The following is an 18,248-nucleotide window of genomic DNA, read 5'->3' on the forward strand; positions in this document are numbered from 1 at the left end:
CCCAGCAGGCGACACCCCTTCCACCGGTCCCCGGGCCGGGGCCCGCCGCGCAGAGCGCGTACCCGTCGTTGACCGCCTCGCCGGCCGCGCGGCCGGGGACGGGGGAGTGGGACGCGTACCCGCCCGCCGCCGCGCCACAGACGGGCTACCCCGAGGCCGGGCCGCAGGACGGGTACCCCGTGGTTGGACCGCAGGACGGGTACCCGGCTGCTGTCGGGCCACAGGGTGGGCAGGCCGGGTTCGACCAAGGCCACAGCCACAGCCACGGCCACGGCCACGGCCACGGCCACGGCCACGGCCACGGCCACGGCCACGGCCACGGCCGGAGCGTGCCGGGGCCGGACGGATGGGTGGCGGACGGATCGGACGGGTGGCCGCCGGTGCCGTCGGAGACCGCGTGGGCGCCGCCGCCCGTGGGCGGCGTACCGGCCCCACGGGTCGGGCACCCGACGCCCGGGCCGGTGGATCTACACCTGCCCTTCACCCTGGACGAGCCGGCCACCGCGCTCCCGGCCCCGCCCACCGCCCCGACCCCGTCCGGGCGGCCGGTGGACCCGTTCGGGGCGGACGACCCGTCGACACCGCCGACGCCCGCGCCCCCGGTGCCAGTCCCGCTGGCGACAGTCCCACCGGCGGCCGGCCCGACCACCCCCCAGGTGACCGACGCCACGACGGTCGCCGACTCGACGACGGTGCCAGGCCCGGATACGGGCGGCGGACCGGGGGCGGGCGGGGCTCCCGCCGGCGGTGGGCCGACCGCGCTCACCGGCCCGCCGGCGAGTGGCGGGCCGCCGGTGCCGGGCCCGGACGACGACGGGCCGGAGCGGGTGGCCCGGAACGCTGCGGCGGCAGGACCGGCCCGGGCGACCGGGAACGGCACCGGGGAGCGGAACGGAACGACCGGTGGGTCGGTGCCGGAGTCGAACGACGGGGCGCGGGGGGCGGCCGAGTCCCCGTGGGCGCTGCCACCGAGGCGGCCCAGCCCGGGCGGACCGGAGCCGGCCCGGCGACCCGACGGGACGGCGGCGGGCGGGACCGAGGCGGGCGACCGGCCCGGCGGGACGGGGCAGGAAGGCCCGGGGCCGGACGCCGGTGGGCGTACGACCCCCGGTCCGGCGGGAACTGCGGCGCACCCGCCGGGGCCGTTCCCGCCGGTGATGAACCCGCCCGGGCCGCTGCCCCCGACCCCCTATCCGCCAGCCACCGACGGCACGCCGGCCGACCCGTACGCCGCTGGTCCACCGGCAGCCGGCCCGTACGCCGCCCGAGGGTCGGCGGCCGTGCCGGGCCCGCCGGCGGGATGGGGGTCGGGATCACAGCCCGGCCCGGCGGCCCCGCCGGACCCGGCCCGGCCGGCGCAACCGGGACCGCCCCGGCCCGACCAGCCGCTCGCCGGGCCGGGGCAGCCCGGCCCCGGGCCCCTCGACGCGGGGCAGCCGGGCTGGTATCCCCCGGGCTGGCCGCAGCCCGGCCAGCCGCCGGTGGCCCCGGTGACGCACCCGCCGTACCAGGAGGCGGACGGGGTGACCCGGGTGCCGTCCGGGTACCCGGACGCGGGCTGGACGCCGGACTTCGGGACCGCGCCGACCGCCGAGGACTTCGCTCGCCGCCGGCAGGTCCGCCCGGCCGACCCGGTGGCCACGATGGGCGTACGGGCGGTGGTGAACAAGACCGGGCTGATCAAGCTGCCGCCGGGGCGGCACGAGCAGGAGTTGCGCCGCGACATCGAGATGGTGCGCCGCAACTTCGGCGGGCTGCGCCAGGTGACCGTGGTCAACCCGAAGGGCGGCGCGGGCAAGACCGTGGCGATCCTGCTGCTCGCCATGACGTTCGGGCAGAAGCGCGGCGGGTACGTGCTGGCCTGGGACAACAACGAGACCCAGGGCACCCTCGGGATGCGCGCCCAGCAGGACTTCCACTCCCGTACGGTGCGCGACATGTTGCGCGACCTGGGCCAGTTCCAGGGTGCCCACGGGCGGGTCGGCGACCTGTCGCAGTACGTCCGCTCGCAGGGCGAGGGGATGTTCGACGTGCTCGCCTCGGACGAGTCGGCCACCGGCGGGGAGATGCTCACCGCGGCGGCGTTCGCCGAGATCCGGGAGGTGGTCAGCCGGTTCTACAAGCTGATCTTCGTGGACACCGGGAACAATGTCCGGGCGCAGAACTGGCAGGCCGCGATGGACGCCACCGACCAGCTCGTGGTGACCATGTCGGCGCGCAACGACTCGGCGGAGACCGCCGCCCGGATGCTCGACCACCTGGAGCAGAGCGGCCGGCATCGGCTGGTCCGGCAGGCGGTGACGGTGGTGTCCATGCCACCCTCGCGCAAGGAGATCGACCTGCCGGCCATCCAGGAACACTTCGCGGCCCGGACCCGGGCGGTGCTGCTGGCCCCGTACGAGCGGTTGATCGACACCGGCGAGCCGATCCGCTACGGAGGGCTCTCCTCGGCCACCCGGGACGCCTGGTTGAAGATCGCCGCATCGGTCGCCGAGGGGCTCTGAGCAGCGCGACGGCCGGCCCGACACCCGCCGGGCCGGCCGTCGCACCGGCTCGCAGGGATCAGGCGCCGGCCAGGGCGTCGCCGGCGGCGGGGTCGCAGTCGCGCAGGAACTGGGCGCAGCGGGCCGCCTCGTCGGCCTCGCCGATCTCGCCGGCGGCCCGGGAGAGCACGTACAGGCAGCGCAGGAAACCCTGGTTCGGCGCGTGCGACCAGGGCACCGGGCCGTGCCCCTTCCAGCCGCTGCGGCGCAGCTGGTCCAGGCCCCGGTGGTACCCGGTCCGGGCGTACGCGTACGCCAGGACGACCTGGCCGGCGGCCAGGGCGCGGCCCGCGAGCGCGGCCCAGCCGGCGCTGTAGGTCGGGAAGCGGGCCGCGACCTCGGCGTACGCCTCGTCGGTGCCGGCCTCGGTGGCGGCGGCGAGCGTCGCGTCGGCCTCGTCGTGGACCGGCAGGAGGGTGGCCGGCGGCTCAGGCAACAGGTTCTGCATCGTCCCATTCAACCCGCTTCGCTCTACGCCGCGCGAGCGGGTCGGCAGACCCGGCTGGCTGAACGGTTGAGGCATTGGTCACGCCTGCGGCTCCATGCCGGGAGACCTGCGGCCCATGCCGCCGGGAGCGGTTCTCCACTACAACTATTGGTCCGGAGCCTCCCCAGGACCCGGTTACGCAGGAGCCCGGTGGCCTCGCCACCGGGCTCCTGTCGTCCGGCGGGCCGGCGGGCGGGTCTGGCGGGTTGCCCCGGGCGGGCAGGATGGGCTGGTGCCGACCCCACCTCCCGCGGACGTCATCTCCCCGCACGACACCAGCGCCACCGAGATCGAGACCCGCAGCGCCTTCGAACAGCGGTTGACCACCGGCACCCTGGCCGGGCTGACCGTCCAGGGCCTGCGCCTGGACCTCGACCCGGTCCCCGACCTCACCGGGACGGAGGTGACCGGCACCCTCTTCGTCGGCTGCCGCTTCGCCTCCCGCGAGGTGGGCGCCGACCTGGTGCGGCGCGGCGCGAACGTGGTGCCGCCCTTCTCCGGGCTGCCGTACCCGACCCAACCGTCGCACCTCTACACCCCGGACGAGCTGGCCGCCGGCTTCGTCGAGGGCGGCTTCGCGAACATGTACGACACCCGCGTGTACGCGCACTTCCGGGCGCACGGTGGCGCGCTGCCGGACGTCAAGGAGGCGCTCGGCCAGCGGCTGCACGACCACGGTGTGGACAACGCGCTGGCCGACGCCACCCGGACCTGGCTGGCCGCGTATGGCCCGCAGTCGGTGGTCGGCGTGATGGGCGGGCACGCCGTGCGGCGGGGCAGCGCGCCGTACCGGATGGCGGCGGTGCTGGGCTGGGAGCTGGCCCGGGCCGACCGGCTGGTGGTGACCGGCGGCGGGCCCGGCGTGATGGAGGCGGCCAACCTGGGCGCGTACCTGTCGAGCCGGCCGGCCGAGGAGCTGACGGCGGCGATCGACCTGCTGGCGACCGCGCCGGACTTCACCGACCACGAGCGCTACACCGCCGCCGCGCTGGAGGTCCGGGTCCGGTACGGGGCGCCGCCGGCCGTGCCCCGGCAGCGCGGCGCCGACCTGGACTGGGCGCGTGCCGGCGGGCTCGCCATCCCCACCTGGCTGTACGGGCACGAGCCGGCGAACCTGTTCGCCGGGCGGATCGCCAAGTACTTCTCGAACGCGATCCGGGAGGACACCATCCTGCGGCTGGCCAGGGGCGGGATCGTCTTCGCGCCCGGCCGGGCCGGCACGGTGCAGGAGGTGTTCCAGGCGGCGACGAAGACGTTCTACGGCACGGACGGGGCCAGCGGCGCGTACGTCTTCCTGGACCGGGCCTACTGGACGACGGAGCTGCCGGTCGAGGCGCTGCTGCACCCGCTGCTGGCCACGTCGCCGTTCGGCGACCTCTCCGGCACCGTGCACCTCACCGACGACGTGCGGGAGGCGGTCCGGGTGTTGACCGGCGGCTGACCCCCTGCGACGACGACGGCCGGCCCCCTCCCGGGGTGCCGGCCGTCGTGTCGTACGGGTGGGTGTTACTTCATCTTGGTGCCGGTGGAGCGCAGGTGCTCGCAGGCCTCGACGACGCGGGCGGAGAGCCCGGCCTCGGCGAGCTTGCCCCAGGTCCGCGGGTCGTACTGCTTCTTGTTGCCGACCTCGCCGTCGACCTTGAGCACGCCGTCGAAGTTGCGGAACATGTGCTCGGCGACCGGCCGGGTGAAGGCGTACTGGGTGTCGGTGTCGATGTTCATCTTCACCACGCCGTAGTCCAGCGCCTCGCGGATCTCGGACAGCAGCGAGCCGGAGCCGCCGTGGAAGACCAGGCTGAGCGGCTTGTCCTTGCCGTACTTGGCGCCGACCGCCTCCTGGATCTGGTTGAGGATCTCCGGGCGGAGCTTGACGTTGCCCGGCTTGTAGACGCCGTGCACGTTGCCGAAGGTCAGCGCCGCCATGTAGCGGCCCTTCTCGCCCAGTCCGAGGGCCTCGACCATGGCCAGGCCGTCCTCGACGGTGGTGTAGAGCTTGTCGTTGATGGCGTTCTCGACGCCGTCCTCCTCGCCGCCGACGACGCCGACCTCGATCTCCAGGACGATCTTGGCCTGGGCGGCCTGGTCGAGCAGCTCTGCGGCGATCTCCAGGTTCTCCGCCACCGGCACGGCCGAGCCGTCCCACATGTGCGACTGGAACAGCGGCTCCTGGCCGGCGGCGACCCGCTCCTTGGAGATCTGCATCAGGGGCCGGACGAACTTGTCCAGCTTGTCCTTCGGGCAGTGGTCGGTGTGCAGGGCGATGTTGACCGGGTACTTCTTGGCCACCTCGTGGGCGTACGCGGCGAACGCCACGGCGCCGGTGACCATGTCCTTCACGGACGGACCGGACAGGTACTCCGCACCACCGGTGGAGACCTGGATGATGCCGTCGCTCTCCGCGTCGGCGAAGCCCTTCAGTGCCGCGTTCAGCGTCTGGGAGGAGGTCACGTTGATCGCGGGGTACGCGTACCGGCCCGCCTTGGCGCGGTCCAGCATCTCCGCGTAGGCCTCGGGGGAAGCGATGGGCATGTCGAACGCTCCTTACTTACCGCTGTCGGCCGTACTGGCCGCTGTCTACCGTGGGTGCGCCGGACCGCGCTGTCCTCCGTCGGAAGTATCCCGTAGGAGGCGGCCACGGGCACAACCGACCCTTGGCCCGCCCGAGGCGTGGGCCGGTGACCGGAGCGTCGGGCCGCCCGCACGCCGACTCACCGGGCCCCCCACCGGTCCGGCACGGCGACGCTGATCAGCCAGCTCACCACGGCCATCACGATGGCCCCCCAGAAGGCGGCCCAGAAGCCGTCCACCCGGAACGGCAGGTCCAACTGCCGGGCGATCCAGTCGGTCAGCAGGAACAGCAGCGCGTTGACCACCAGCGCGAACAGCCCCAGGGTCAGCAGGTAGAAGACGCAGCCCATCACCTTGATCACCGGCTTCAGCACGGCGTTGACCACGCCGAAGATCAGCGCCACCACCACCAGCGTGAGCGCCGTGTGGCCGCCGTATCGGCCGCCCACCTCGACGCCGGGCACGACCAGGGTGGTGATCCACAACGCGATCGCCGTGATCGCCAGCCGGATCAGGAAACCCACCACCCCATCCTGGCACCGCCGGCCGGGCCCGGAGGGGCGATTCCGCCGACTCGGCTTCTTCCGGCTCCGAGCGCACACCCGGGCCAGCCCGTACGGTGTGGGTAGCTTTCCACCGGAATCAGGGAGGGACGATGGGTCAGCCCGACGAGGACTTCACTCCGAGCGACCACCTCGCTCCGGAGGAGCGGGACCCGGAGGCGTCCCCGGCCGACGCCGTGGAGCAGGCCGCCTCGACCGACCCGGCCGACGGTGAGCAGGAGCCGAGCCGGGGCCTGGAGGTCGACGACTGGGACGCCATGGAGCAGGCCCGGGTGGTCGCCCCCGACGAGGACGACTACCGCTGAGCCCGTTCCACACTCCGGGATCAAGTCGCACCGGTAGGGCAGGGCCGGCTGCACGTTGCGGCAGCAGTGATCGGCCGTTCGGCTCGTTCGGGAATCGCGTGGAGGTTCGGGGTGACCTGGGAACTTAAGTAAACCTTAAGATCCACGGACTCCACCTGATTCCCCCACGGGAGGAACCCCCCAATGTTCAAGCACTCGACTCGGCGCTGGCTGGCCGGGCTCGGCGTCGCAGGCGTGTTCGTCGTCGCCTCCGCCACCCCCGCCGTCGCCGCCCCGACCCCCGCCGACGCGCAGGCGGCTAAAGGCTTCGACCTCTACGCGAACGACGTCATCGTCGCTCCAGGCGGCCCGGAGAAGTTGGTCTCGCTCTATTCTCTGATCAGCCAGCCACTCACCGAGTACACCGTCAAGGTGGACCGGAGCGGCGTCGACGGCTTCGCCGAGGTCCAGAAGCCAGTCGGCTACGGCTCCTGCACAGAGACAGGCGCCGTCCTGACCTGCACCGTCAAGGACGACCAGGAACCGGATCTCGACCTGCTCTCCCTTGTGGTACTGCCCAGGAAGAAGGCCAAGGCGGGGCAGGAGGGTGAGCTCGCGTTCACCGTCACGACCCCAGGCTCCGGATCGACCAGCTTCCGTTCCACCGTCTCGGTCGGCGAAGGGGTCGACCTGGTGTCGGAGCCGTTCGTCTACCTGGACGGCAAGCCCGGCGCCACTGTGAAGTCGCCACTGACGGTCGGCAACCAGGGCGACAAGACCGCCAAGGGCATGGTGCTGTTCTTCTTCGGCTCATACAGCCTCACGCCCTCCAAGCGGTACTCGAACTGCGAGTACGTCAAGGACGACTTCGACGTGAACGCCTTCGCCTGCACCCTCGACAGCAGCCTGGAGCCGGGTGCCGGCCTGAAGCTGGACGACTCGTTCGGCTTCGCCGTCCCCGGCGACGCGTGGGCGCCGAACAGGGACTACGGCTTCGCAATCTGGTTCACGCCCGCCGACTGGAAGGCGGTCCGGGCCGAGGTGCCGACCGCCGGCGAGCTGGGAGAGAAGGGCACCGACGGACTCCTCGGGCTGGAATCGGTCAGCACCCCACAGGTGCTGTCCCGCGCCGCGCAGACCGACGTGGACCCGTACAACAACGAGACGATGCTCCAGCTCACGGTCAAGGGCAACCAGAAGGCGGACGTGGCCGCGAACGGCGCCACGCTGCACGGCAAGGTCGATAAAACCGTTCCGCTCACGGTGGGCTTCACCAACAACGGGCCGGCGGCGATCAACGCGGGCGGCGAGCAGGGCATGGCCACGATGGCGCTGGTGACGCTGCCCAGGGGTGCCAGAGTCGTCGAGGCCCCCGAGTACTGCGCGGACGCCGAGGGTGAGTTCGGTGAGGACTCCGGCAAGCCCGGGGGCACCGCGTACGCCTGCTTCGTGCCGCAGGTGGTCAACAAGGGTAAGAAGGCGGAGTTCCGGTTCTCGGTGCGTATCGAGAAGGCAGGCACCTCGGTCGGCAAGATCGAGCTGTGGCACGGTGGCCCGGACGAGCGCCGCGCCAAGGACCTGAACCCGGGCAACGACACCGCCAAGATCCTGTTGAACTCCGGTGACGGCGGCCAGGGCGGCGGCGGGTCGCTGCCGATCACCGGCACCTCGACCGGCCTGCTCGCTGGCATCGGCGGCCTGCTGCTCGTGGCCGGTGTCGGCGGCTACCTGGTGGCCAAGCGCCGCCGGACCCGCTTCGTCGCCTGACCCACCGGTATCACCGGTGCCCCGCCGACCCACCCGGGTCGGCGGGGCACCGTCGTTTCCCGACCGTGGCAGACGAAAACGGGTCGGCGCAAGATCGAAGTCCCTGACACCATGGGCGCGTGCTGCTCACCCTGACCACCACCCACCGGCCGGCGACCGACCTCGGGTACCTGCTGGTCAAGCACCCGGACCGGGTGCACTCCTTCGAGCTGCCCGTCGGCGTCGCGCACGTGGTCTACCCCGAGGCGGACGAGCGGCGCTGCACCGTCGCCCTGCTGGTCGACGTGGACCCGCTGCGGCTGGCCGGCGGCCGGGGTCGCGGCCGGAGCCAGCCGAGCGCCCCAGACAGCTTCACCCTCGGCCAGTACGTCAACGACCGGCCGTACGCCGCGTCGAGCTTGCTCGCCTCGGCGCTGGCCAGGGTGTTCCGGTCCGCCCTGCGCGGCGAGTCGCGGGACCGGCCGGAGCTGGCCGCCGCCGCGATCCCGCTGGAGGTCCGGGTGCCCGTGTTGCGCTGCCGGGGCGGTGCCGACCTGGCCGCCCGGGTGTTCGCCCCGCTGGGCTGGGCGGTGGCGGCCGACCCGATCCCGCTCGACGAGACGCACCCGGACTGGGGCGACAGCCGGTACGTCGACCTGACGCTGACCGGCACGCTGCGGCTCGCCGACGCGCTGAACCACCTGTACGTGCTGCTGCCGGTGCTCGACGACGCGAAGCACTACTGGGTGGCGCCGGACGAGATCGACAAGCTGCTCCGGGCGGGCGCCGGCTGGCTGGCCGGTCACCCGGAGCGGTCCACCATCACCCGCCGTTACCTGGCCCACCGCCGGGCCCTGGCCGGGGAGGCCATGGCCCGCCTCGCCGAGCAGCGGCTGGCCGAGGAGCCGCCGGCCGACAGCGTGGCCGAGGCCGACGGCGGGGAGGCTCCGCACCGGCCGTCGCTGGCGGCGCGCCGCCGGGAGGCGGTGCTCGCCGCCCTCGCGGCCAGCGGGGCGAGCCGGGTGCTGGACCTCGGCTGCGGCGGCGGCGCGCTGCTCGCCGCGCTGGCCGGCGACCGCCGGTACACCGAGATCGTCGGCACCGACGTGTCCGCCCGGGCGCTGGCGCTGGCCGCCCGCCGGCTGGGGCTGGACCGGCTGCCGGAGCGGCAGCGGGACCGGATCCGGCTGTGGCAGTCCGCCCTGACCTACCGGGACGACCGGCTGCGCGGGTACGACGCGGCGGTGCTCATGGAGGTCGTCGAGCACGTCGACCCGTCGCGCCTGCCGGCGCTGGAGGACGCGGTGTTCGGCCACGCCCGGCCCGCCACCGTCGTGGTGACCACGCCGAACGCCGAGCACAACGTCCGTTACGAGGGGCTGGAGGCGGGCCGGTTCCGGCACCCGGACCACCGCTTCGAGTGGACCCGGGCGGAGTTCGCCGGCTGGGTCGACCGGGTCACCGCCACGCACGGGTACGCCGCGACGATCGGCGGGATCGGCGACGACGACCCCGAGGTCGGCGCCCCCACCCAGCTCGCCGTGTTCACCACGACGCCGACGAATGCCACGACGCGGCCGAATGCCACGACGCAGACGAATGCCACGACGCAGACGACCGCACCGAAGGAGGCGGGCCGATGATCGACATCCCCGAACTGGCCCTGGTGGCGCTGGTCGGCGTCTCCGGTTCCGGCAAGTCCACCTTCGCCCGACGGCACTTCGCCCCGAGTCAGGTGCTCTCCTCCGACACGTTCCGGGCGCTGGTCGCCGACGACGAGAACGACCAGTCGGCGTCGGCGGACGCGTTCGACGCGCTGCACCACGTCGCCGGGATCCGGCTGCGGCGCGGCCGGCTCACCGTCGTGGACGCCACCAACCTCCAGCCACACGCCCGCGCCGGGCTGGTCCGGGTGGCCCGGGAGCACGACGTGCTGCCGGTGGCGATCGTGCTGGACGTGCCGGAGGCGCTGGCCTGGGAGCGCACGGAGGCCCGCGCCGACCGCACCTTCGGCCGGCCGGTGCTGGCCCGGATGCAGCGGGACCTGCGCCGGTCGTACGGGCAGCTCGCCCGGGAGGGGTTCCGCAAGGTGCACGTGCTGCGCGGCGTCGAGGAGATCGACGCGGCGGAGATCCGGTACGAGAAGCTGTTCAACGACCGGCGGGAGCTGACCGGGCCGTTCGACATCGTCGGCGACATCCACGGCTGCCGCGAGGAGTTGGAGGCGCTGCTGCTCCGGCTGGGCTACGGCCTGCGCCGCGACGACGCGGGCCGCCCGGTGGACGCGGTGCCCCCGGCTGGTCGTACCGCGGTCTTCGTGGGTGACCTGGTGGACCGCGGCCCGGACTCCCCCGGGGTGCTCCGCCTGGTGATGGGCATGGTGGCGGCCGGGCACGCGATCTGCGTGCCCGGCAACCACGAGCAGAAGCTGCTGCGCAAGCTGCGCGGCCGGGACGTGCGGCTCACCCACGGCCTGGCCGAGACGATGGCCCAACTGGAGGCGGAACCGGCGGAGTTCGTCGCGGAGGTCGCGGCGTTCGTCGACGGCCTGGTCAGCCACTTCGTGCTCGACGGCGGACGGCTGGTGGTGGCGCACGCCGGGCTCAAGGAGGAGTACCAGGGTCGGGCGTCGGGCCGGGTCCGGTCGTTCGCGCTGTACGGGGAGACCACCGGCGAGACCGACGAGTACGGCATGCCGGTGCGCTACCCGTGGGCGCGCGACTACCGGGGCTCGGCCATGGTCGTGTACGGGCACACGCCCGCCCTGGAGCCGGAGTGGGTGAACAACACCGTCTGCGTCGACACCGGCTGCGTCTTCGGCGGGAAGCTGACCGCGCTGCGGTACCCGGAGCGGGAACTGGTCTCCGTCGGTGCCGTGAAGGAGTGGTACGCCCCGGTCCGGCCGCTGGTCACGCCGGCCCCGGCCCGCCCGGACGCGGTGCTGGACCTGCGCGACGTCGCCGGTCGCCGGCACGTCGAGCACCCGTACGGGACGCTGACCGTGCCGGCGGAGAACGCCGCCGCCGCGCTGGAGGTGATGAGCCGGTTCGCGGTCGACCCGCGCTGGCTGACCTGGCTGCCGCCGACGATGGCGCCGTGCTCGACGTCGACCGTCGACGGGTTCCTGGAGCACCCGGCGCAGGCGTTCGCCGACTACCGGGCGGCCGGCGTCGAGCGGGTGGTCTGCGAGGAGAAGCACATGGGCTCGCGGGCCGTGGTGCTGGTCTGCCGCGACCCCGACGGCGGCCCGTTCGGGCCGGGCGGCGGCGTGGTGCACACCCGCACCGGCCGGCCGTTCTTCGGCCCGCCGCTGGACGACGAGCTGCTGGACCGGGTCCGGGCGGCGGTGACCGCGGCGGGACTGTGGGCGGAGTTGGACACCGACTGGCTGTTGCTGGACTGCGAGCTGCTGCCCTGGTCGGCGAAGGCGGGCGGGTTGATCCGCGAGCAGTACGCGAGCGTGGGCGCGGCCGGCCGGGCCGCCCTGCCGGCGGTGCTGGCCACCCTGGACGAGGCGGCCGGCCGGGGCCTGCCGGTCGGGGAGCTGCGGGAACGGATGGCCGCCCGCTCCGCGGAGGTCGAGGCGTACTCGGCGTCCTACCGGGCGTACGTGGCGCCGACCGACGGGCTGCGCGGGGTGACCCTCGCCCCGTTCGTGGTGCTCGCCTCCGCCGGTGCCAGCCACGCCGACCGGGACCACGGCTGGCACCTCGACCTGGCCGACCGGCTGTGCGCCGCCGACCCGGGGTTCTTCACCCCCACCCGGCGGCGGGTCGTCGACCTGGCCGACGCCTCGGCCGAGGCCGACGCCACCGACTGGTGGCTGGCGCTGACCGCCGGCGGCGGGGAGGGCATGGTGGTCAAGCCGTACGCCGGGCCGGCCGCCCGGTCGTCGCGGGGGTCGCTGCTCCAGCCGGGGATCAAGTGCCGGGGCCGGGAGTATCTGCGGATCATCTACGGCCCCGGGTACACCGGGCCCGAGCAGCTCACCGCGCTACGCCGGCGGTCACTGGGCCGCAAGCGGGGGCTGGCCCTGCGGGAGCACGCCCTCGGGCTGGCCGCCCTGGACGCGCTGGCGGCGGGCGCCCCGCTGTGGCGCCGCCACGAGCTGGTCTTCGCCGTCCTGGCCTGCGAGTCCGAGCCGGTCGACCCCCGCCTGTGACGCACCGGCCCGGGTGGACCGGGGCGGTGCGGGCCGGGGGTGGGACCGGGGTTCGGTAGCCTGTGTGGCCGTGGACACAGCAGAGAAGGCACGAGCGGTCGTCGAGACCGTCGCCCTGAACCCGCTCGACCCGAAGGACCTGCTCCAGACCTTCGGGCTGCTCGGCGTCTGGGTGATCCTGTTCGCCGAGACGGGCCTGCTCGTCGGCTTCTTCTTCCCGGGCGACTCGCTGCTGTTCCTGGCCGGCGTCGCCGCGTCGCCCGTGGCGGACGCGATCTTCGGCGACGGCACCCGGCTGTCCCTGGTCGGGCTGCTGATCGGCGGGCCGATCTGCGCGATCGTCGGCGCCCAGCTCGGGCACTGGCTCGGCGCGCGGTACGGCCGGCGGATGTTCGAGCGCCCCAACTCCCGCCTCTTCAAGCGGGAGTACGTGGAGAAGGCGGAGTACTACTTCCAGAAGTTCGGCCCGGCCAAGGCGGTGGTACTGGCCCGGTTCATCCCGATCGTCCGCACGTTCCTCAACCCGGTGGCCGGGGCGCTCGGCATGCCGGCCAGGCAGTTCCTGCTCTGGAACGTCGTCGGCGCGATCCTCTGGGTGGACGGCATCCTGCTGATCGGCTACCTGCTCGCCGAACAGATCTACAACGCGATCGGCGACAAGATCGACCGGTACATCCTGCCGGTGGTCGCGCTGATCATCGTGATCTCGGTGCTGCCGATCTTCTTCGAGTTCCTCCGCGACCGGCGCGCCCGCAAGCGCGGCGAGGTGATGACCGTGGTGGCGGCGGCCAGCGCCGCCGGCGCGGTGGAGGCCGTCCGGGACACCGTCGAGCAGCACCACCAGCACCCCGACCGGCCGCAGCAGCACGGTGAGCCGTACGGGCAGCAGCCGCCGCACGGTGGCGGGCGGTGGCCGGAGCAGGGCGAGGGCCGCTGACGGCGCGAGCCGACACGCGCCGATGGCCGGTCCCCGCTGCGGGGACCGGCCATCGGTCAGTCGTGTCGAATCGACGGCGGACGGATCAGCGAAGTAGCTGCTGGTGACGCGGGCAGGCGTCACCGTCCGGTGGTGGCGCCACCCCTGGCACGCCACCCGATGCCGACCCGAGGTGGGACGGCCGGAACAGCAACCTCGTCAGCGGGCCTTCTTGGTGGCCCGCTTGCGCGGCGGGGTCAGCAGATCCGCGATCGTGGCGATCGCGGACGGCACCAGCCGGTAGTACGCCCAGACACCGCGCTTCTCCCGCTCCAGCAAGCCGGCCTCGGTGAGGATACGCAGGTGGTGACTGACCGTCGGCTGGGAGAGGCCGAGCGGTGCGGTCAGGTCGCACACGCACGCCTCGCCCTCGGGCGCCGACTGGATCAGGCTGAGCAGCCGCAGCCGGGCGGGGTCCGCGAGGGCCTTGAGGACCCCCGCGAGCCGCTCGGCGTCGGCACGTTCGATCGGCTCGCCGGCAAGCGGCGAGATCTGAGGCATGGTCATTTCAGCCAACGCAGTTCCCACGTATTCCATCCTTCCACCAGCAGCATCGATCCGCCTGCATATCAGCAGATCCGAATCGGCAAACTTTTAGGCCACAAGGCCGAGGTCAGCCAACGTATAGGCCGCCCGATACGGCAGTCCGGCGGCTCGCACCGCGTCGCCGGCGCCGCGATCAACAATAACCGCCACACCCACCACTTCGGCCCCGGCCTCGCGCAGTGCCTCCACTGCGGTCAGCACGCTGCCACCTGTGGTCGACGTGTCCTCGACCGCCAACACCCGCCGTCCGGCCACGTCCGGTCCCTCGATGCGGCGTTGTAGACCATGAGCCTTACCCGCTTTACGGACGACGAAAGCATCGAGCGACCGGTCGGTCGTCGACGCGGCGTGCAGCATTGCGAGGGCGACGGGGTCGGCACCCAGGGTCAGGCCGCCGACGGCGTCGTACTCCCAGTCGGAGGTCAGGTCGAGCAGCACCCGACCGACCAACGGTGCGGCCTGGTGATGGAGCGTGACACGCCGCAGATCGACGTACCAGTCCGCCTCCTGGCCGGAGGAGAGCACCACCCGCCCGTGGACCACGGCCAGGTCGGTGATGAATTTACGCAGGTCGTCGTGGTCCCCCATGGCGATAGAGGGTACTGCGCAACTCTGGGAGCCGTGTGTGGGGTCCACCCCGGTCAGTCCTGCGGGCGACCGATGGTTGGCGATGTTCGGCTACTCTGTGCGACTGCCGCCGCCGAGCCGGGCCGGACGCGTCCCGTCGGGGCCTCCGGCCGGCGCTGCGCCGCAGGTCAGCCGGCGCGGCGGTCGTCGCGACCGCGGGTGTCCCGGACGAACCACCGCAGCAGGCTGCGGGGCGCGTGCCGGACCCCGGCGACGGCCAGCTTGTAGCGCCGCGACGGAACGCTTACCGAGCGGCCTTTCCGCAGGTCACGAAGGGCTTCGTCGACCACCTGGTCAGCCTGGAGCCACATGAACCCGGGAGTGCCGGACAGGTCGATGCCGAGCCGCTCGTGCGCGCCGGTGCGGGTGTAACCAGGACACAGGGCCATCACGCGCACCCCGGAGGCGGCGGCGGCCAGGTCGACGGACTCGCTGAACGCGGTGACCCACGCCTTGCTGGCCGGGTACGTCGAGCCGGGCATCACCGGCCCGAAGCCCGCGACCGAAGAGACATTTATCACTGCCCCGTGGCCCCGGCGGGTCATCGGGCCGACCGCGGCGAGGGTCAGCCGCAGCACGGCGTGCACGTTCAGCCGCAGCAGGCGGGACTCGTCGGCGACCGAGGAACGCAGGAAGGGTTGGTTGAGGCTGATCCCGGCGTTGTTGACCAACAGCTCGACCGGGCTGCCCTCGGCCAGCCGGCGTTCCACGTCGGCGCAACCGTCGTCGGTGGACAGGTCGGCCGCGATCACCTCGACCGGGTGGCCGTACCGGCCGGTCAGCTCGGCGGCGACCGCCGCCAGCCGGGCGGCGTCGCGCGCCACCAGCACGAGGGCCCAGCCGTCGGCGGCCAGCCGGCGCGCGAACTCCGCGCCGATGCCGGCGGTCGCGCCGGTGACCAGCGCGCGGCGCTCGGCGGGAACCTGCTCTGCCGTCACGGGTGTCCTCAGCGGATCGGGTACGGGGGCCCGGCCGGCGGGGGGCCGGTCGGGATTGGCGCGGGGCGGCCTCGACGGAACCACGCGTTGGCGGCCGGCAGGGCCAGCAACGCGGTTACCACAAGGTAGCCGAGCACCTGGCCGACGGAAAGGGCCGCGTTGACCGGAATCCACCAGGACGGATAGGCGTTGTCGAGCAGGCCGAGCAGCTCGGCGGTGGTGGCCTGGTCGCTCCCGGACAGCCGCAGCGGGACGGCCCGCTGGCCGACCAGCACCGCGAGCCCGCAGCAGCCGACGGCCAGGCCCAGCCCGCAGACCACCCAGGTCGCCATCCGGGCCCCGGGCCGGCCGGCGAACAGGCCGGACGCCAGCCCGACGAGCACCACGCCGACCAGAACGGTCAGCACCGCCGAGAGCACCACCGCCAGCCGCAGCAGGGTGACCAGGCCGTCGGCCTCCCCGGAACCGGCGGTGGTGCCGGCCGCCGCCGCCCGGAACCGGTCGACGGTGCCACCGAGGGCGACCAGGCCGGCGACCGCGTAGGCCAGCGCGCCGACGGCCATCAGCACCAGCACCGCCGCCGCCAGCCCCACCACCGCCGGGCGACGGGACGGCGCCTGATCGGGGTACGACACGACAGATCCCTCCGGTAGGCGTCCGTGTGGAACCTACTCGGAGGGATCGTCTGTGTCGCCGTTATCCGGCGCGCCCCGCCCGCCGCCCGGGCTGCGCCGGCCGGCGGGCGGGGTGGTGGCCGGTGCTCAGTCCGACGACGACGAGCCGCCGCCGGAGGACGATCCGGAGTCCCCGCCGCCGCCCGTGGACGGCCCGGAGTCACCACCGCTCGTGGACGGCCCCGAGTCGCCCCACTGGCCCGGCCCGGACGGGTCCGGCCGGTCGGACGAGGACGGCCCCGGGGTCGGCTGGTCCGGGTACGGACTCGGCTGGTCCGGGGAGGACGGACCAGGGGTCGCGTGCGGGTAGCTCGGCTGGCCGGGCTGGCCCGGACCGTGCGGGTAGCCGGGTGCCGCCGGGTAGCCGGGGGTCTGCGGATACGCCTGGGCCTGCGGGTAGCCCGGATTCTGCGGGTAGGCCGGGTAGGCGGCGCCCGGGACCGGGGGCTCCCAGCCCTGCTGCGGCTTGCGGAAGAACGCGTTCGCCGCAGGCAGGGCCAGCAGGATCAGCGCCGCCAGCAGGGCCAGCAGGGCGACGACGGCGAGCAGGGTGCTGACCGGGGTGAGCCACGAGGGCAGTTCCTGCTCCAGGCGGCGCTGGATCTCCTCCGGACTCGGGGCGTTGCCGGAGGTCTGGCCGCTGCCGGCGAAGCCGCCGGCGAGCCCGCTGATCAGGTTGCCGCCGGTGCAGCAGACCAGGATGCCGCCGACCACCCAGGTGGTGATCCGGGCGCCGTTGCGGCCCCGGTTGTTGAGCATGGCCAGCACCACCAGCCCGATCCCGATGAGCAGGACCAGGATGGCCCCACCGACGCCGACCGCGACGGTGAAGTCCGCCAACGCGTCGGCGCCGTTGGCGTCGGTGCCCGAGTACGCGTCGTGCAGCACGTCTCGGGTGGTGCCGATGGTGACCAGCGTCAGGATCAGCTGGATCACCTGGATCGCGGCGACGAGGATCAGCAGGTAGCTGGAGATGGTGACGACGGCCGGACGTGTCCGGGCCGGCGGTGGACTGTGGGGGTCGACCACGGTGCTCCTTCCCTGGAGTCGGGCCCACACCGTATCCAGTACAGGCCAGGCCGGCACGTCAGACGGAGTGGGGCGCGCCGGAGGCGGACGCGGGCCGGTCGACTTCCCGGCGCAGCCGCCGGTGCTCGGCGGTCACCACGGCGAGCAGGAACAGGTCGGCGCCGACCGCGGTGACCGCGCCGAACTGGTTGACCGTGAAGTTGAAGATCTGCCCGAACAGCAGGTCGACCAGGAGGGCCAGCTTGAACAGCCGGAACGCGTCGACCCGGTCCCGGCGCAGCCGGAACGCCGCCGTGACGCTGAGCACGGCGGTGATCAGGGCGGACGCTGAGGAGCCGAGCAGCGCCCCCCACTCCCGCTGCTCGTCCAGCGCGCCGGTCACCCCGTCCACCAGCACCCCGAGCACGGTCACCGCCGGCTCCACCACCAGGTAGATGACCACCAGGCTGACCACCCAGCGCTGGACGGTCAGCCCGACGACGATCCGGCGGAGCCGGGCCAGCCAGGGCTGCCAGAACCGGGGTGGCGGCGGCTCCCGGCGGGGCACCGCGTCGAGCAGCCCGGCCACGGCGGCCTCGGTCAGCGCCCCGGAGCCCCGGGCGAGCCGGAGCACCTCGGCCCGCCGCCGGTCGGTGAGCCCGTCGATCAGCCCGCCGAGCACGGCGTCCAGGGCGTTCGCCGTGCGCTCGGCGGGGAGCAGCCGGGTCCGGCCGCGCACCGCCTGGGTGATGACCACGAGCAGGGCGAAGACGCCGTAGATGATGCCGGCGGCCGGGGCGTAGAAGTAGTCCGTCCCGGTGGTCACGAACTTGCCCACCTCGTCGATGAACAGGCCGAACCCGACGCCGCCGAGGATCGCCCCGGCCATCCGGGCCACACCGCCGAGGAAGACCAGTGCCACGCCGAGGCCGGCGGTCATCAGCAGGCCGCCCCAGAGCACGTGGGCGATGTGCAGGCTGCCGCCGCCGAGCTGCGGGTAGCCGGTGGCCCGCAGGTACGCCCGGGTGAGCAGCACGGTGGCCACCCCGGAGAGGACGAACGCCTGGAGGTACGCCGCCGCAGCCTCCGCCCGGGGCGGCATCCAGCGGCGCCGCGAAGGTCCGCG

Annotated in this window: 16 protein-coding genes; 7 read left to right on the forward strand and 9 right to left on the reverse strand. The window is 73.7% G+C overall.

Going from position 1 to position 18,248, the window contains the following annotated elements:
• Window positions 1-692: 692 nt before the first annotated feature.
• Window positions 693-2,504 carry a chromosome partitioning protein gene (locus tag C5N14_RS10990; protein ID WP_371685833.1) on the forward strand — a complete coding sequence of 604 codons (1,812 nt, stop codon included), beginning with the start codon at window positions 693-695 and terminating at the stop codon, window positions 2,502-2,504.
• Window positions 2,505-2,562: 58 nt separating this feature from the next.
• Here C5N14_RS10990 and C5N14_RS10995 read toward each other — a convergent pair whose 3' ends face one another.
• The gene (locus tag C5N14_RS10995) at window positions 2,563-2,991 is read right to left on the reverse strand and encodes a DUF3151 domain-containing protein (RefSeq protein WP_117667974.1); all 429 of its coding nucleotides are present in this window, start codon (window positions 2,989-2,991) and stop codon (window positions 2,563-2,565) included.
• Between the two features lie 271 nt (window positions 2,992-3,262).
• Between C5N14_RS10995 and C5N14_RS11000 the strand changes: the two genes are divergently transcribed.
• On the forward strand, window positions 3,263-4,471 hold the full coding sequence (locus tag C5N14_RS11000; RefSeq protein ID WP_117667975.1) for an LOG family protein: 1,209 nt from the start codon (window positions 3,263-3,265) through the stop codon (window positions 4,469-4,471).
• A gap of 65 nt (window positions 4,472-4,536) precedes the next feature.
• On the opposite strand, the gene fbaA is transcribed toward C5N14_RS11000, so the two are convergent.
• Window positions 4,537-5,559 carry a class II fructose-bisphosphate aldolase gene (gene fbaA, locus C5N14_RS11005; protein WP_117667976.1) on the reverse strand — a complete coding sequence of 341 codons (1,023 nt, stop codon included), beginning with the start codon at window positions 5,557-5,559 and terminating at the stop codon, window positions 4,537-4,539.
• A gap of 179 nt (window positions 5,560-5,738) precedes the next feature.
• Window positions 5,739-6,122 carry a phage holin family protein gene (locus C5N14_RS11015; RefSeq protein ID WP_117667978.1) on the reverse strand — a complete coding sequence of 128 codons (384 nt, stop codon included), beginning with the start codon at window positions 6,120-6,122 and terminating at the stop codon, window positions 5,739-5,741.
• Between the two features lie 131 nt (window positions 6,123-6,253).
• Here C5N14_RS11015 and C5N14_RS11020 point away from each other — a divergent pair, with 131 nt between their 5' ends.
• The 5 genes from C5N14_RS11020 (at window position 6,254) to C5N14_RS11040 (ending at window position 13,290) form a co-directional block, all read left to right on the forward strand.
• Window positions 6,254-6,466 carry a hypothetical protein gene (locus tag C5N14_RS11020; protein ID WP_117667979.1) on the forward strand — a complete coding sequence of 71 codons (213 nt, stop codon included), beginning with the start codon at window positions 6,254-6,256 and terminating at the stop codon, window positions 6,464-6,466.
• 183 nt (window positions 6,467-6,649) lie between these two features.
• Window positions 6,650-8,212 carry an LPXTG cell wall anchor domain-containing protein gene (locus tag C5N14_RS11025; protein WP_117667980.1) on the forward strand — a complete coding sequence of 521 codons (1,563 nt, stop codon included), beginning with the start codon at window positions 6,650-6,652 and terminating at the stop codon, window positions 8,210-8,212.
• A 119-nt stretch (window positions 8,213-8,331) separates the two neighbouring features.
• Window positions 8,332-9,834, forward strand: coding sequence for a 3' terminal RNA ribose 2'-O-methyltransferase Hen1 (locus tag C5N14_RS11030; RefSeq protein ID WP_117667981.1), 1,503 nt, complete (start codon window positions 8,332-8,334; stop codon window positions 9,832-9,834).
• Window positions 9,831-12,353 carry a polynucleotide kinase-phosphatase gene (locus C5N14_RS11035; RefSeq protein WP_117667982.1) on the forward strand — a complete coding sequence of 841 codons (2,523 nt, stop codon included), beginning with the start codon at window positions 9,831-9,833 and terminating at the stop codon, window positions 12,351-12,353. The genes C5N14_RS11030 and C5N14_RS11035 overlap by 4 nt, the downstream gene beginning before the upstream one ends.
• Before the next feature lie 64 nt (window positions 12,354-12,417).
• Complete coding sequence (locus C5N14_RS11040) at window positions 12,418-13,290, forward strand: DedA family protein (RefSeq protein WP_243639428.1); 873 nt, start codon at window positions 12,418-12,420, stop codon at window positions 13,288-13,290.
• Between the two features lie 198 nt (window positions 13,291-13,488).
• On the opposite strand, the gene C5N14_RS11045 is transcribed toward C5N14_RS11040, so the two are convergent.
• From C5N14_RS11045 to C5N14_RS11070, 6 genes are all read right to left on the reverse strand, one after another.
• Window positions 13,489-13,866, reverse strand: coding sequence for a helix-turn-helix transcriptional regulator (locus C5N14_RS11045; RefSeq protein WP_007454255.1), 378 nt, complete (start codon window positions 13,864-13,866; stop codon window positions 13,489-13,491).
• A gap of 57 nt (window positions 13,867-13,923) precedes the next feature.
• Entirely contained in the window at window positions 13,924-14,463 is a 540-nt protein-coding gene (gene pyrE, locus C5N14_RS11050) for an orotate phosphoribosyltransferase (protein ID WP_117668022.1), read from the reverse strand.
• Between the two features lie 167 nt (window positions 14,464-14,630).
• Window positions 14,631-15,440, reverse strand: coding sequence for an SDR family oxidoreductase (locus C5N14_RS11055; protein WP_117667983.1), 810 nt, complete (start codon window positions 15,438-15,440; stop codon window positions 14,631-14,633).
• 8 nt (window positions 15,441-15,448) lie between these two features.
• A complete protein-coding gene (locus C5N14_RS11060) occupies window positions 15,449-16,075 on the reverse strand; it encodes a hypothetical protein (RefSeq protein ID WP_117667984.1) in 627 nt (208 codons plus the stop codon).
• A 126-nt stretch (window positions 16,076-16,201) separates the two neighbouring features.
• Window positions 16,202-17,143 carry a hypothetical protein gene (locus C5N14_RS11065; RefSeq protein WP_117667985.1) on the reverse strand — a complete coding sequence of 314 codons (942 nt, stop codon included), beginning with the start codon at window positions 17,141-17,143 and terminating at the stop codon, window positions 16,202-16,204.
• A gap of 58 nt (window positions 17,144-17,201) precedes the next feature.
• Window positions 17,202-18,224, reverse strand: coding sequence for a hypothetical protein (locus tag C5N14_RS11070; RefSeq protein WP_117667986.1), 1,023 nt, complete (start codon window positions 18,222-18,224; stop codon window positions 17,202-17,204).
• Window positions 18,225-18,248 lie beyond the last annotated feature (24 nt).

It is taken from the genome of Micromonospora sp. MW-13, assembly GCF_003434305.1.
GTDB lineage: Bacteria > Actinomycetota > Actinomycetes > Mycobacteriales > Micromonosporaceae > Micromonospora.

Bases quoted from the DNA above. Each gene is read 5' to 3' on its own strand.
- fbaA (WP_117667976.1), bottom strand. From the start codon at position 5,559: ATGCCCATCGCTTCCCCCGAGGCCTACGCGGAGATGCTGGACCGCGCC.
- pyrE (WP_117668022.1), bottom strand. From the start codon at position 14,463: ATGGGGGACCACGACGACCTGCGTAAATTCATCACCGACCTGGCCGTG.
- C5N14_RS11045 (WP_007454255.1), bottom strand. From the start codon at position 13,866: ATGGAATACGTGGGAACTGCGTTGGCTGAAATGACCATGCCTCAGATC.
- C5N14_RS11020 (WP_117667979.1), top strand. From the start codon at position 6,254: ATGGGTCAGCCCGACGAGGACTTCACTCCGAGCGACCACCTCGCTCCG.
- C5N14_RS11035 (WP_117667982.1), top strand. From the start codon at position 9,831: ATGATCGACATCCCCGAACTGGCCCTGGTGGCGCTGGTCGGCGTCTCC.
- C5N14_RS11025 (WP_117667980.1), top strand. From the start codon at position 6,650: ATGTTCAAGCACTCGACTCGGCGCTGGCTGGCCGGGCTCGGCGTCGCA.
- C5N14_RS11070 (WP_117667986.1), bottom strand. From the start codon at position 18,224: ATGCCGCCCCGGGCGGAGGCTGCGGCGGCGTACCTCCAGGCGTTCGTC.
- C5N14_RS10995 (WP_117667974.1), bottom strand. From the start codon at position 2,991: ATGCAGAACCTGTTGCCTGAGCCGCCGGCCACCCTCCTGCCGGTCCAC.